Source organism: Salinivibrio sp. IB574, from assembly GCF_001996205.1.
In the GTDB taxonomy this organism is placed as follows: Bacteria; Pseudomonadota; Gammaproteobacteria; order Enterobacterales; family Vibrionaceae; genus Salinivibrio; species Salinivibrio proteolyticus.
The window spans coordinates 40015-54398 of record NZ_MUFN01000008.1 but is presented as its reverse complement, the minus strand read 5'-3'; the positions used below and the strand labels follow the sequence as shown (position 1 = coordinate 54398).

At 52.4% G+C, this 14384-nt stretch carries 12 protein-coding genes and 1 pseudogene; 11 read left to right on the top strand and 2 right to left on the bottom strand.

Going from position 1 to position 14384, the window contains the following annotated elements; all coding sequences use genetic code 11:
- Positions 1-31: 31 nt before the first annotated feature.
- Genes pseB through pseI form a run of 6 tightly spaced genes read left to right on the top strand, consistent with a single transcriptional unit; the run spans position 32 to position 5565 of the window.
- Positions 32-1027 carry a UDP-N-acetylglucosamine 4,6-dehydratase (inverting) gene (pseB, locus tag BZJ17_RS05630; RefSeq protein ID WP_077640065.1) on the top strand — a complete coding sequence of 332 codons (996 nt, stop codon included), beginning with the start codon at positions 32-34 and terminating at the stop codon, positions 1025-1027.
- 12 nt (positions 1028-1039) lie between these two features.
- Positions 1040-2185 (top strand): UDP-4-amino-4,6-dideoxy-N-acetyl-beta-L-altrosamine transaminase, encoded by a 1146-nt coding sequence (gene pseC, locus BZJ17_RS05625; RefSeq protein WP_077640095.1) that lies wholly within the window; start codon positions 1040-1042, stop codon positions 2183-2185.
- 3 nt (positions 2186-2188) lie between these two features.
- Positions 2189-2893: a pseudaminic acid cytidylyltransferase gene (pseF, locus tag BZJ17_RS05620; RefSeq protein WP_077640064.1), complete on the top strand. Its 705-nt coding sequence runs from the start codon at positions 2189-2191 to the stop codon at positions 2891-2893.
- Positions 2890-3966: a UDP-2,4-diacetamido-2,4,6-trideoxy-beta-L-altropyranose hydrolase gene (gene pseG / locus BZJ17_RS05615; protein WP_077640063.1), complete on the top strand. Its 1077-nt coding sequence runs from the start codon at positions 2890-2892 to the stop codon at positions 3964-3966. The genes pseF and pseG overlap by 4 nt, the downstream gene beginning before the upstream one ends.
- A complete protein-coding gene (gene pseH / locus BZJ17_RS05610; protein ID WP_077640062.1) occupies positions 3957-4532 on the top strand; it encodes a UDP-4-amino-4,6-dideoxy-N-acetyl-beta-L-altrosamine N-acetyltransferase in 576 nt (191 codons plus the stop codon). The genes pseG and pseH overlap by 10 nt, the downstream gene beginning before the upstream one ends.
- Entirely contained in the window at positions 4519-5565 is a 1047-nt protein-coding gene (gene pseI / locus BZJ17_RS05605; RefSeq protein ID WP_077640061.1) for a pseudaminic acid synthase, read from the top strand. Before pseH ends, pseI begins: the two co-directional genes overlap by 14 nt.
- A gap of 81 nt (positions 5566-5646) precedes the next feature.
- On the opposite strand, the gene icd is transcribed toward pseI, so the two are convergent.
- Positions 5647-6897, bottom strand: coding sequence for an NADP-dependent isocitrate dehydrogenase (icd, locus tag BZJ17_RS05600; protein WP_077640060.1), 1251 nt, complete (start codon positions 6895-6897; stop codon positions 5647-5649).
- A 139-nt stretch (positions 6898-7036) separates the two neighbouring features.
- Between icd and BZJ17_RS05595 the strand changes: the two are divergent.
- The 5 genes and pseudogenes from BZJ17_RS05595 to BZJ17_RS05575 form a co-directional block, all read left to right on the top strand.
- Positions 7037-7666: pseudogene (locus BZJ17_RS05595) on the top strand (pseudouridine synthase); the annotation flags it as partial.
- Between the two features lie 384 nt (positions 7667-8050).
- Complete coding sequence (gene mnmA / locus BZJ17_RS05590; RefSeq protein WP_077640094.1) at positions 8051-8923, top strand: tRNA 2-thiouridine(34) synthase MnmA; 873 nt, start codon at positions 8051-8053, stop codon at positions 8921-8923.
- Positions 8924-8936: 13 nt separating this feature from the next.
- Positions 8937-9581, top strand: coding sequence for a high frequency lysogenization protein HflD (gene hflD, locus BZJ17_RS05585; RefSeq protein WP_069587346.1), 645 nt, complete (start codon positions 8937-8939; stop codon positions 9579-9581).
- 25 nt (positions 9582-9606) lie between these two features.
- Entirely contained in the window at positions 9607-10974 is a 1368-nt protein-coding gene (gene purB / locus BZJ17_RS05580; protein WP_069587347.1) for an adenylosuccinate lyase, read from the top strand.
- Positions 10975-11084: 110 nt separating this feature from the next.
- Positions 11085-12233: a cupin domain-containing protein gene (locus tag BZJ17_RS05575; protein ID WP_077640058.1), complete on the top strand. Its 1149-nt coding sequence runs from the start codon at positions 11085-11087 to the stop codon at positions 12231-12233.
- 16 nt (positions 12234-12249) lie between these two features.
- Here BZJ17_RS05575 and BZJ17_RS05570 read toward each other — a convergent pair whose 3' ends face one another.
- The gene (locus tag BZJ17_RS05570) at positions 12250-14361 is read right to left on the bottom strand and encodes a methyl-accepting chemotaxis protein (protein WP_077640057.1); all 2112 of its coding nucleotides are present in this window, start codon (positions 14359-14361) and stop codon (positions 12250-12252) included.
- Positions 14362-14384: the final 23 nt, after the last annotated feature.

Genomic DNA, 14384 nt, shown 5'->3' with positions numbered 1-14384 from the left:
GTATTCCCGACAGTTAGTGACAAGGCGTCCTATGTTTAACGGCAAATCCATTCTGATCACCGGCGGTACTGGTTCTTTTGGTAAAAAGTACGTCCGCACCCTGCTTGAACGCTATCAACCACGTCGCCTCGTGGTGCTTTCTCGCGATGAGCTCAAGCAATATGAAATGCAGCAAACCTTTAACGCCCCTTGCATGCGCTATTTTATTGGCGATGTGCGTGATAGCGATCGTTTAATGCAAGCGATGCAAGGCATTGACTATGTGATTCATGCTGCTGCACTCAAGCAGGTACCTGCCGCCGAATACAACCCGATGGAGTGTATCAAAACCAACATTCATGGCGCAGAGAATGTGATTCGTGCCGCGATTGCCAACGGGGTCGAAAAGGTGATTGCGCTCTCGACCGATAAAGCCGCCAGCCCCAATAATCTCTATGGCGCCACCAAACTGTGTTCAGATAAATTGTTTGTCGCCGCTAACAATATGACCGGGGGCCAAAAGACACGTTTTTCGGTGGTGCGCTATGGCAATGTGGTCGGCTCGCGCGGCTCTGTGGTGCCTTTGTTTAAGAAAAAGGCAGCGGAAGGCGCGGATCATTTGCCCATTACTCACCCTGAAATGACCCGCTTTTGGATTACCTTGCAGCAAGGGGTGGATTTCGTGCTGAAAAACTTTTCGCGCATGTATGGCGGAGAAATATTTGTTCCTAAGATCCCATCAGTTCGCCTGACGGATCTCGCCAGCGCCTATGCCCCGAACACACCCGTCAAGGTGATAGGCATTCGCCCCGGCGAAAAAATGCATGAAGTGATGTGTCCGGCTGACGATGCCCATCTGACGCTCGAATTTGCCGATCATTACGTGATTTGCCCCACCATTAAGTTCTACGACGCCGATTATGACTACCGAGAAAATGCGTTGGGCGAAAAAGGACAGCCCGTGCCAGAGGGCTTTGAGTATCAATCAGGCACTAACCCAGATGTGTTAACCGTCGAGGCCATTTTGCAACTCGACGCCGAGCAGTAAAGGAGTATGGCGTTGATCCCATACGGAAAGCAGCATCTTAGTGAGCAAGACTACGCCGCTGTGCTTGAGGTGCTAAAAAGTGATTATCTGACGCAAGGCCCGCAAGTTCCGGCTTTTGAAGCCGCCGTCGCCGAACTCACCGGGGCTGCGCATGCGGTCGCTGTCAATAGCGCGACATCTGCCCTGCATCTCGCTTGTCTGGCCCTAGAACTAGGCCCAGGCGATCGTTTATGGACCTCGCCCATTACCTTTGTCGCGTCAGCCAATTGTGGTCGATACTGTGGTGCCGAGGTGGACTTTGTCGATATCGACCCGAACACACGTAACCTATGCCCCCAGCAGCTCGCGAAAAAGCTAGCGCAAGCGGCCGCTACTCACACCTTGCCCAAAGTGCTGGTGGTGGTGCATATGGCCGGTGCCAGTGCGCCAATGGCCGAGATTGCCGCGCTCGCTAAGCGTTATCAGGTGGCCATTATTGAGGATGCGTCACATGCGATGGGCGCCCACTATCAAGAAGCGGCGGTGGGTGGATGCCAGTACAGCGATATTAGCGTGTTTAGTTTTCATCCGGTCAAAGTGGTTACCGCGGGAGAGGCTGGGGTTGCCACCACCCAAAGTGCCACATTGGCGAAAGCACTGCGTCAGTTGCGTAGTCACGGGATCACCCGTGACGCAGAAGATAGCCACGCTAGCTTACCGCCTTGGGGTTATGAGCAGCATGCATTGGGGATGAACTATCGCCTCTCGGATATTCATGCCGCGCTTGGCCGTTCACAGTTAACCCAGCTTCGTTCCTTTATCGCCAAACGGTTTGCACTCGCCGAGCGTTACCATCAGGCACTGGCGGATTTGCCCGTCAAGCGGCCCGTTTTAGATCCTGAGTCAGCATGGCATTTGTATTTGATTGAGCTTGAGCACGCCGATACACGCCGCGCCGTTTTTGAAGCAATGCGTGCGCAAGGCATTGGCGTGAACGTGCACTATATTCCTGTGCATACGCAACCTTACTATCAGGCACTGGGCTTCGAGCCCGGAGACTTCCCGCTTGCCGAACAGTATTACGCGGGCGCACTCACTTTGCCGCTTTACCCCGATTTAACCAAGCAACAGCAAGATACAGTGATTGCTGCGCTACAAAAAGCCATTGAGGACGCGTGACCGATGAATGTATGTATTATTCCCGCCCGCGGTGGCAGCAAACGCATTCCGGGCAAGAACCTCAAACTGTTTAACGGTGCGCCCATTATCACTTATGCCATTGCGACAGCACGTCAAAGTGGGTTATTCGATCGCGTCTTGGTTTCCACCGATTGCGACGACATTGCCAGTGTGGCACGCGATGCAGGAGCTGAAGTGCCTTTTGTACGTCCCGCCGAGATTGCCGGTGATCACGCCACGACCTTGGATGTGCTTGAGCATGCGATCCAGTGGCTGAACCAGTCGCCACAGCAAACGCCTTTGCACGCGGTGTGCTGCCTGTATGCTACCACCCCCTTTGTCACCACGGATGACTTGCGCCAAGGCTTAGCGTTACTGGACGGCGACACCGTCAAATACAGTTTTGCCGCCACCCGCTACGCCTTTCCAATTCAGCGCAGTATTCATGTCGATGCCGATGGCAGTGTCAGCATGTTGTGGCCGGAGCACTTCACCACCCGTTCACAAGACTTACAACCGGCGTACCACGATGCGGGAATGTTTTACTGGGGCACACCAAGTGCGTTTTTAGCGCGCGAGCCGGTTTTTGCCCCCCATTCTAAAGCCGTGTTGATCCCTCATTACCGCGTGCAAGACATTGATGAACCGGATGACTGGCTACGCGCTGAGCTAATGTATCAACTGTTGGAGCAACAAGCCTTGCTATGAGCCATATTGCCATTCGAGTCGATGCCTCCCAAGCGATAGGCACCGGGCACGTCAGCCGCATGCACGTGTTGGCTAGCATGCTACAAGCGTCGGGTCATCAGGTAACCTTGGTATGTCGCGACTTACCCGGTAACTTGATAGCGGTCAGCCAAGAGCAAGGCTTGACGGTGGCGGCGTTGCCTGCCCCCAAACACTCGCTTAGCAACACCGATTGGCTGGGTGTGAGCCAGTGGCAAGATGCCGAAGATACAACCGCATGCGTGGCTAACCAGCCGGTGGATTTGATGGTGGTGGATCATTACGCCCTCGATGCCCGCTGGGAACAATCGATTCACGCCCACTTGGGCTGTCCGGTGATGGTGGTCGATGATTTAGCCAATCGGCCCCACGATTGCGCGTTTTTACTCGATCAAAATCCTTGGCCTGATCTCACCACGCGCTACGCATCACAGCTTGTAAACCCACAAGCCCGATGCTTATTGGGGCCAGACTATGCACTATTGCGTCCAGCATTTGCCGCCTTACATCAGTCTCCACCGCCGCGGGAAGATAAGGTGATCGCCTTTTTCTCCGGCACGGATCCGACCGGTGAAAGCCGCAAGCTCGTGGACGCGGTCAAACACCTAGCACAAGAGCAGAAGCGCGAAAGATTGCCTTTCTCTCTGTTAATTGTCACCGGCCGGCGTAACCCAGACCGCGATGCATTGTGTAAAGCGCCTGTCCCCGATGGGGTTCGCGTAGTGGAAGCACTGTCGGACTTTGATGCCCACATGGCACGGGCACGCTACGCGTTTGGGGCGGCCGGTGTGACCGCCATTGAGCGCAGCTGCTTGGGGGTCCCGAGCACCTTGGTGTGTGTGGCGGAAAACCAACACGCCATGGCCGAGTATCTCGCCGGACAGCCGGGCTATCAATACTTAGGACGCGGTGAGCACACCCGCTGGCAAGATTACGCATCTGCACTGCAGCACCTTGCGGCAAACTGGCATCAGCTTCCTAACCTACCAGCGATCACTGATGGAAAAGGCGCAGAGCGCGTGGTCGCGGCCTTGGAGAATCACTTATGCAACTGATTTTTAAAGCGGTGAGTCACGCGGACAGTGACACTTTATGGCATTGGCGCAACCGTCCCACTGTCCGCCAGTTTATGTACACCCAGCATGAAATTAGCCATGATGAGCACAAAGCATGGTTCAGCCATATGCTCGCCAACACGCACCGTTATTTCTATATCGTTTACAAACGCGTAGACGGCCAACCGGACAAGCCACTTGGCGTGGTCAATCTTGACCTCGATAGCGAAAATAGGACAAGTGCGACCTGGGCTTTTTATGCGGCTCCGGATGCACCGCGTGGCAGCGGCGCACTCATGGAGTTTGGCGCATTAAGTTTAGCATTTGAGACCTTGGGCGTGACCCAATTGAACTGTGAGGTGCTCAGTCATAATCAGGGGGTGGTTCGGCTACATCAACGCTTTGGCTTTCGTGAAACGCCGCAAAGTCGGCAACGCACCTTTTCCCTGCCTGAGGGAAAAACCGTCGAGATTGTATGCCTGTCTTTGTCCGCGGATGAGTGGCAGCAAGGCGCCAGCGCCCTTCAAACCAAACTGAATATCGATACGGTTTATGAACGACATTAAGATTGCAGGCCGTTTGATCGGCCCCCAGCATCCTCCCTATATCATTGCCGAAATGTCGGCGAACCATAATGGTAGCCTTGAGCTTGCCAAACAAACCCTTTCCATGGCCAAAGCTTGCGGTGCCGATGCCGTCAAAATGCAAAGCTATACCGCCGATACCATTACCCTTGATTGCGACCACGATGAGTTTCAGATCAAAGGCGGACTATGGGATGGTTATAGTCTCCACCAGCTATATCGCTGGGCACAAACCCCGTTTGAGTGGCACAAGCCGTTATTTGATCACGCCAGAAAAGAAGGCATCACCTTATTCTCCTCTCCTTTTGATTGCTCAGCGATTGATTTGCTCGAAGATCTTAACGCTCCTGCCTATAAAATTGCCTCGTTCGAGGCGATTGATTTGCCCTTGATTCGCTATGCCGCGCAAACCGGTAAACCGATGATCATCTCAACCGGCATGGCTGACGAAACAGAGATTGCCGAGGCGGTGGCGGCCGCCCGTGATAACGGCTGTCGTGAGCTGGTGTTGCTTCACTGTATCAGCGCCTACCCTGCGCCGATTGAACAAAGCCATCTGCGAACCATTCCAACCTTAGCCACCCGCTATCAAACCTTGGCGGGCTTATCCGATCATTCGCTGACTAACACCGCCGCGATCGCAGCCGTCGCACTCGGCGCGTGCGTGATTGAAAAACATGTGATGCTCTCTGAAGATTCGGGAGGCCCGGATGCCGCTTTCTCGCTTACCCCACCTGCACTCAGTGCGCTTTGTGAGCAAACCCACGCGGCGTGGCAAGCGTTAGGAGAAAGCGCCCTAACCACACGAGAGGCCGAGTCGAGCAACCGTCAATTTAGACGTTCTTTGTATGTCTGTGAGGATATCGCACCCGGTGAGCCACTGACGCCCAATAATGTGCGCAGTATTCGTCCGGGCTTTGGGTTGGCACCGAAACACTATGATGCCGTGCTCGGAAAGCGCGCAACACGCGCGTTAACCAAAGGCACGCCGTTGTCGTGGGAAGATATAGACTGATAGCCTGAGTGGATTATTCCCAAGACCACAAACAAAAAACCCGGCTAGCGAGCCGGGTTTTATCATCGTGCGATAATGCGATTACATTTGCGCAATCATGTCATCTGCGAACTCAGAGCACTTACGCAGGCTTGCACCTTCCATCAGACGCTCAAAGTCATAGGTCACTGTTTTGTTCGCAATCGCTTTTTCCATTGCTTTGATCACCAGATCAGCAGCTTCAAACCAGCCCATATGGCGCAGCATCATTTCTGCAGACAGAATGAGTGAACCTGGGTTCACCTTGTCTTGACCGGCGTATTTCGGCGCAGTGCCGTGGGTAGCTTCAAACAGCGCCACACCGTCACCAATGTTGGCACCAGGAGCAATACCGATACCACCAACTTGCGCTGCCAGTGCATCGGAGATGTAGTCGCCATTCAGGTTCATGGTGGCAATCACATCATACTCCGCCGGACGCAGCAGGATTTGCTGCAAAAACGCATCCGCGATGGAGTCTTTAATCGTGATTTGTTTGCCGGTTTTTGGATTCTTCATCGTCATCCAAGGGCCGCCGTCCAGCAACTCAGCACCAAATTCTTCTTTGGCCACTTCATACGCCCAGTCTTTAAACGCCCCTTCGGTAAACTTCATGATGTTACCTTTGTGGACGATAGTCAGTGAGTCGCGATCGTTATCGATGGTGTACTCAAGCGCCGCACGAACCAGGCGCTTAGTGCCTTCTTCTGAGATTGGCTTAATGCCTACGCCACACTGCTCTGGGAAACGGATTTTGTTGGCGCCCATTTCTTCACGCAGGAATTTAATCACTTTATCCGCTTCCGCGGTGCCTGCTTTAAACTCGACACCCGCGTAGATGTCTTCTGAGTTTTCACGGAAGATCACCATATCCGTGTCTTCTGGCTTTTTCAGTGGGCTAGGAACGCCAGTGAAGTAGCGAACAGGACGCGCGCAGATGTAGAGATCGAGTTCTTGACGAAGGGCTACGTTCAGAGAACGAATACCACCACCCACAGGGGTTGTCAGTGGGCCTTTGATGGCAACTTTGTATTCACGAATAAAATCAAGTGTTTCAGCAGGCAGCCATTGATCATCACCGTATACCTTGGTGGATTTCTCACCGGTGTAGATTTCCATCCATGAAATCTTACGCTCACCGTTGTAGGCCTTAACAACTGCTGCATCAACAACTTTAATCATTGCAGGGCTAACATCCATCCCGATGCCGTCCCCTTCAATGTAAGGGATGATTGGGTGGTTAGGGACTACCAGTTTTGTGCCGTCGAGCGTGATCTTCTGACCTTCCGCCGGTACAACTACTTTACTTTCCATTTTAATCTCCTAGCGTCCATTTGTTATCTTTGTGTAAGATGCGCACTGAGGATACTTGAATTCAGGCAACACGCCAAACAGATTATTACGTGTATAATACGGAAGTCTCATTTGCCGTTTAATCTATTTGACAGTCCTTATGACCAAGAAACCCCGCGCCAAGCCAGCATCGAACACTGTTTTAAACACAACGAAAAAAGCGCTAACAGCACCGCCCACTCAAGCTTCATCCCCACGCACTACACGCATTATTCTCGTTAACAAACCGTATAATATGTTAACGCAATTCAGTGGCGAACCCGCCGATAGCACACTGGCCGACATCGTATCAGTCAAAGATGTCTATCCAGCCGGTCGGCTTGATAAGGACAGCGAGGGGTTGCTGGTCCTTACCAATAATGGCGCCTTACAAGCAAGACTGACCCAGCCGTCCTCCAAATCTGACAAAACCTATTGGGTGCAAGTTGAAGGCGAACCCAGCGAAGAGGCAATCCAAGCACTTTGCGACGGTGTCGAATTAAAAGATGGCCTCACGCTGCCTGCCGATGTCACCAAAATGGCACCACCCACCGTTTGGGAACGCCATCCCCCGGTTCGTTATCGCGCAAACATTCCTACCACTTGGTTAAAAGTGGTTTTGCGTGAAGGGCGAAACCGGCAAGTGCGCCGCATGACTGCGCATATCGGCCACCCGACGCTGCGCTTGATCCGCGCTCAGCTGGGCCCGTGGCAACTGGAAGATTTACAGCCGGGCCAGTGGCGTGAAGTCGCTCCCCCGAAAGGCTTTGAGCAATTCACCCCTAAACCCAAAGGCGCAAAAGGGAAAGCACCACGTGGGCGCACTCGCTCGTCCAAGCGCGCACCGTCGAAGAAACGCAATGAGTACTAGGAATACCTGAACACACCATCGATCGATTTGCGCACACAGCCCCTCCGCGCCAAGGATGGCGCGCATCCAATCCCAAGTATGAACCCTCATTGCTATGAATAGTATTAACATATGCCGGATCGGTCACAGGTCACGCGACCATCTACCTACCCATCTACTCACTTTGGGAAACGGCTAACGTGTGAGCCTTATCACATCTGTATCCGACGAATGGATTCTGTTAAACTCAGCGTCCGTTTATTGATAGCAGCATTTGTGATCACCATGTCAGATAACAGCAGCAAAAAAGTGATTGTCGGAATGTCCGGCGGTGTTGATTCGTCCGTTTCTGCCTACTTGTTGAAACAACAGGGTTATCAGGTCGAAGGCCTGTTTATGAAAAACTGGGAAGAGGATGACAACGAAGAATACTGCTCTGCTGCAGAAGACTTGGCCGATGCACAAGCCGTTTGCGATAAGCTAGGCATTGAACTGCACACCATCAACTTCGCCGCTGAGTATTGGGATAATGTTTTCGAGCACTTCCTAACGGAGTACAAAGCAGGCCGTACGCCTAATCCAGACATTCTTTGTAACAAAGAAATCAAATTTAAGGCATTTCTCGAATTTGCTGACGAAGTGCTAGACGCTGACTACATTGCTATGGGTCACTATGTACGCCGTTCGTTCCCAGAAAATGGCGAAAAAGCACAAATGTTGCGCGGCCTAGATGGCAATAAAGATCAAAGCTATTTCTTATATATGTATCACACACTCGGCCAACGAAAAGGGCTGGGGATTGGCGGCATGAAAGGCGGTAATGGTAGCGAAGAGCCTTGGTATGTGGTCGATAAAGATGTCGCACGCAATGTACTGATTGTCGGTCAGGGTCACGACCATCCTCGTTTGTATTCAGAAGGCTTAATTGCCGCCCAATTGCACTGGGTCGATCGCGAAGTTATCACTGAGCCACGTCGCTGTGCGGTGAAAACACGATACCGTCAGCATGATATATCATGTACTATCACGCCTATCGATAATGACACGATTAAAGTTACTTTCGATGAACCGCAAATTGCCGTTACGCCTGGCCAATCTGCCGTGTTTTATGATGGCGACGTGTGTCTTGGCGGTGGCATCATCGAGCAACGCATTTAAGGAGCCGTGATCAGTGGCAGAGACGATTTATGATCGCACCCTCGCCTTTGCGAGCATTTGTCAAGCAGCCAAGTTGGTGCAAGATGTATCCCGTCAGGGATATTGCGACCAAGATGCGCTGCGCACCAGTTTAAGCAGCATAATTGTGACCAACCCTTCCTCGACCCTCGACGTCTTTCGTGGTGAGGCGGGGGAAATCACAGGTGATGGCGAACGCGGCCTACGTATTGGCTTGGAAACACTGATCCATCAACTCGATAACGGCCGTAATGGGACGGAGCTGACGCGCTATCTCATCAACCTATTGGCTTTAGAGCGCAAGCTTGCCAGTCGCCGTGATGCGATGGCCCAGCTCGGTGATCGTATTGAAACCATCGAGCGCCAAGTCAGCCATTTCGATTTGCTCGATGAGCAGATGATCAGTAACCTTGCCAGCATTTACCTCGACGTGATCAGCCCTCTGGGCCCACGGATTCAAGTTTCTGGTGATCCTCAGCATTTACAACAAACCGGTGTTCAACATCGCGTGCGTGCCATTTTGCTGTCAGGGATCCGCAGTGCTGTATTATGGCGCCAAGTTGGCGGCAAACGCAGACACCTCATCTTTGGCCGTAAAAACATGGTTGAACAGGCCAAAATCATTCTAGCCCGTACCTAATCAGATTGAACTCAGGAGACAAAAAATGGAACTGTCAGCGCTGACTGCTGTTTCCCCGGTCGATGGCCGATATGGCACGAAAACGATTGCGTTGCGATCGATTTTTAGTGAATTTGGATTATTGAAGTATCGTACCATCGTCGAGATCCGCTGGCTGCAAAAGCTTGCTGCGACTGACAGCATCACAGAAGTGCCTGCGTTTAGTGATGAGGCCAATGCATTATTGGATCGCATTGCCGCTGAATTTAGTGAGCAAGACGCTGCGCGCATCAAAGAGATTGAGCGCACCACCAACCATGACGTCAAAGCGGTTGAATACTTTTTAAAAGAAAAAGTGGCTGACAACCCTGAGCTGAATGCAGTTAACGAATTTATCCACTTCGCTTGTACCTCTGAAGACATCAATAACCTGTCTCACGCGCTGATGCTTAAAGAAGCCCGCGATACCGTTATCTTACCTGAGATGAAGCGCCTGGAAGCGGCGGTGAAAGATCTGGCTCAGCAGTTCCGTGATGTGCCTATGCTCTCTCGCACCCACGGCCAGCCTGCGTCTCCTTCGACCATGGGTAAAGAGATGGCGAACGTTGCCTACCGCATGGCGCGCCAAATCAAACAAGTCGAGAGCACTGAAATTCTCGGTAAGATCAACGGCGCAGTCGGTAACTACAATGCGCACCTCTCAGCCTATCCAGAGATTGATTGGCACGCCTACAGCGAAGCCTTTGTCACCTCGCTTGGTATTGATTGGAACCCGTATACAACCCAAATTGAGCCGCATGATTACATTGCCGAGCTTTTCGATGCCGTCTCGCGCTTTAATACTATCTTGATCGATTTTGACCGCGATATCTGGGGCTATATTGCACTCGGCCACTTTAAGCAAAAAACCGTTGCGGGCGAAATTGGTTCATCAACCATGCCACATAAAGTGAACCCGATTGATTTTGAAAACTCGGAAGGYAACCTAGGGTTGGCGAACGCGATTTTCTCTCATCTGGGCCAAAAGCTACCGATTTCTCGTTGGCAGCGAGATCTGACTGACTCCACCGTGCTGCGTAACTTGGGCGTGGGTGTAGGCTACACCTTGATTGCTTATACCTCGACCCTAAAAGGGATCAGCAAACTGGAAGTGAACCAAGCGGCGCTCGAAGCTGAATTGGATAAAAACTGGGAAGTACTGGCAGAGCCCGTTCAAACCGTAATGCGTCGTTATGGGATTGAGAAGCCGTACGAGAAGCTGAAAGAGCTCACGCGCGGGAAACGTGTCGACGGTGAAGGCATGCGCCAGTTTATCGACGGCCTTGATTTGCCGGAGCATGAAAAAGCTCGTCTTAAACAAATGACGCCTGCCAATTATATTGGTGATGCGGTCAAGCTCACAGACAAACTTTAAGCAAAGCGCTCCCATACCTAACGGCCTCCATTTGGGGGCCGTTTTTTCTCCCCCTCGCACCGCCCCGCTCAGCGCGTTATACTGCCGCAAATTTCTTAACCTGTGATGCTATGTATCAGTTTCAATTTTCCATTGCCGACTTTATGTCCACCTATTGGCACCAAGCGCCTACCGTTATCCGTCAAGGCTTTATAGATTTCGAGGATCCCATCGACCCAGAGGAAGTCGCAGGCTTGGCGATGGAAGCCGATATTGATTCTCGCATGGTGACACACGCGAATGGGCAATGGCAGGTTGCCCACGGACCGTTTGAGGGTTTTAGCGACTTTCCTGATACTCACGCGCAACTGATTGTTCAGGCAGCCAACCACTGGCACCCGGGCGCCCGCGAGTTAGCCAGTGCCTTTTCGACACTGCCTCAGTGGTTATTCGACGATCTTATGGTGTGCTATTCCCAACCGCATGGCGGCGTTGGTCCTCATATTGATCAATATGATGTCTTTATTGTGCAAGGCCAAGGGCGTCGTCGCTGGCGTGTGGGGCCCAAGGGGCAGTATCAAGAAGCCAATTTGGAAACAGGTCTCAAGCAAATTACCGGCTTCGATGCCATCATCGATGTGGTGTTAGAGCCGGGCGACATTCTTTATATCCCACCAGGCTTTCCGCATGAAGGGGATACGCTAGAGCCCTCGCTCAGTTACTCAATTGGCTATCGCTCACCAAAAGCCCGCGAGCTATTGAGTAGCTATGCCGACCAAGTTATCGTCGATGAAGCAGGCGACCATCATTTCCATTGGCCAGCCATGCAAGCACAACCCGACGCGCCGGCAGCATTGGATCCACAACATCTCGCGCAAATGGATGAGATGATGATGGCGTTAATGCACGACGAAACCCGTAAAAAGCGCTGGATTGGCGAGTTTCTCTCTCAGGCTCGACACGAGCTCGACTTGCTCAGCCCCGATCCGCAGTGGCAGCCTGATAGCCTCAAAGCCGCCATGCAAGATGGGCTTTGCTTAGAAAAACTCAGTGGCTTGCGTGCGTTTTATCACCCAGACCAGCCTGAAATGATTTTTATGCTCGGTGAAAGCTTTAATTTACCCGCAGGGTGTGAGTCACTCACCCCAGCGTTATGTAATCAGCGCTTTATTGATTGGGAAACCCTCGGCGATGCCGCTGACAATAGCCTGTTTTGGCCGATGCTCACGCTTTGGGTCAATCGCGGCTACTGGTATCCTCTCGAGGAAGCACCAGAGTAACCGCGTCTCATCAAGGTTATACTTTAAATTGGGCCGTGAGCGCACGCTGGCGGCCTGCTAACCCTTCAAGCTGGCTAGCGATGCTGGCGGTAGATTCAGCATGCGACAAGAGTTCATCACTGCGCTGACGAATATGCGTCACGTTTTGGGTGACATCGCCTGAGACGGCACTTTGTTGTTCAGCCGCAGCACTTATTTCACTATTCAGATCCATCATCTCCTGCATCGCCGCACGTATTTGATCTAGGCTGGTTACGGTTTCTTGCACTTTTTCCGCGGTATGATCTGCCAGTTGATTACCATCGTGAATAGCAGAGACAACGGAGTCAGCCCCTGACTGCAGCGAGTCAATAACAGTACGGATCTGCGAGATAGACTGGTTGGTTCGCTGGGCCAATTCTCGGACTTCGTCTGCGACCACCGCAAACCCGCGTCCCTGCTCCCCTGCGCGCGCCGCTTCAATGGCCGCGTTTAACGCAAGTAAATTGGTTTGCTCTGACATGGTATCAATAACGGTTAAAATCTCGGTAATGTCTTGGCTGCTTTTATGTAAAGCTTGCGCATCATGCGTGGCACCATTGAGGGTCTCGACCAAGCGCGCCATCGCTTCAGACGAGGTTGTGACAATCGCCTCTCCACGCTCCGTCGCAGTGTTCACGGCACTGGCCGCGCTTAGCGCGGATTCGGTATGGCGGGCGACTTGCGTCGCCGTTTGCGTCATTTGTTCCGAGGCCGTTGCCACCGCGTCCAAGCTTGAGACTTGTTCACGACTACCATCTCGAGTTTGCGCCGCCACGCGTGATACTTCTTTAGCGGTGTGTTCCGCTTCTTTAACGCTATCAATCACGTTTGCCATGATGGGCTGGAGCTTATCGAGAAAGCGATTAAACCGCCCAGCTAATACACCAATTTCATCGCGGTTTTTGAGGATAATGCGCTGAGTCAGGTCGCCATCACCATCCGCAATCTCCGCTAACCGAGAGGCTAAAAGGCGTAATGGTTTAACAATTTGCCGTGCAGCAAGACTCACGACGACTAAAGCCAGTAGAATGGCAATCACACCCAAGGTACGCTCAGTTGTGGCGGCTTGCGCGCGTTGCGCGGTTATCTGCGACGCTAGCTGTGTCGCACTCGCCAGCAATGCTTGTTCCGGCAGCGAAATGAGCACTCCCCATGTTGCACTGGGTAACGCAATCGGCACATAGGTCATTAATTGGCCTTGCTGCCACTGCGTTTTCGCGTCCCCTGCGCTTATCCACTCTGACAGCTGAGATGGTGCATAACGCAATTGCGAGATATCACTCCCCAATGCATTCGGCTCATCGGTTGCCACTAGCTGACCACGCTGGCTGATCACACTAATATGCCCACGGCCGTCAAAGAGTGCTTGGTCCGCTTGCTCAATCAAGGCTTGTAGATCATTCAATTGGATCTCAATCCCCAGTACACCGAGCACGTCACTATCACGCATCAGCGGTGAGGAAATCGTAACATGTAAACCTTCTGTATCGCTTTGGGGGGCAGACACACAAGCTGTACCTTGGCTGAGCGGGCATTGATACCAATAATTGCTGGACTGCCCGGAGGCGGTGCGGGCGGTATCATTAATTTGTGATTCGCTCAGCACTGATGGCGTCAACTGGTCACCACGCTTTTGCCATAGACTGGCAAAGCGACCTGCGGCATTGGCGCCGCGTTCACTGTCTAATTGGTAAAACTCATCTTCTTGGTCAAGTGCATTGGGCTTAAACACGACAAACGCTGCTTGCACAGTGTCGAAGTTCACGACCGAGCGACGGACGAGTTCATTAATCGAGCCGCGAAGCTCACCACTGTCCGTAAAATTTTGCTCCGCGTTATACTGTAAATACACCACACTTTGGGCCAGCATTTGTGCGCGGTACACCGCCTCATCAAGCGAACGTTGAACATGGGTGGCTTGCACTTGTGCTTGGCTTGTCGCTAAGCGCTGTGCGGATTGTTTTAAGCTCTGCGTACTCGCAGCGCTGACGGTTTGATGGAATTGCTGATTCACGTACGACGAAAAACTCAGCAGCGCTGCTGCCGTAATGGCGACACAGGCGCCAGCCACCAACGTGACTTTCCATTGGATCGAAAGGGATTTCATGACAGCTCCTTGTCATTACAACG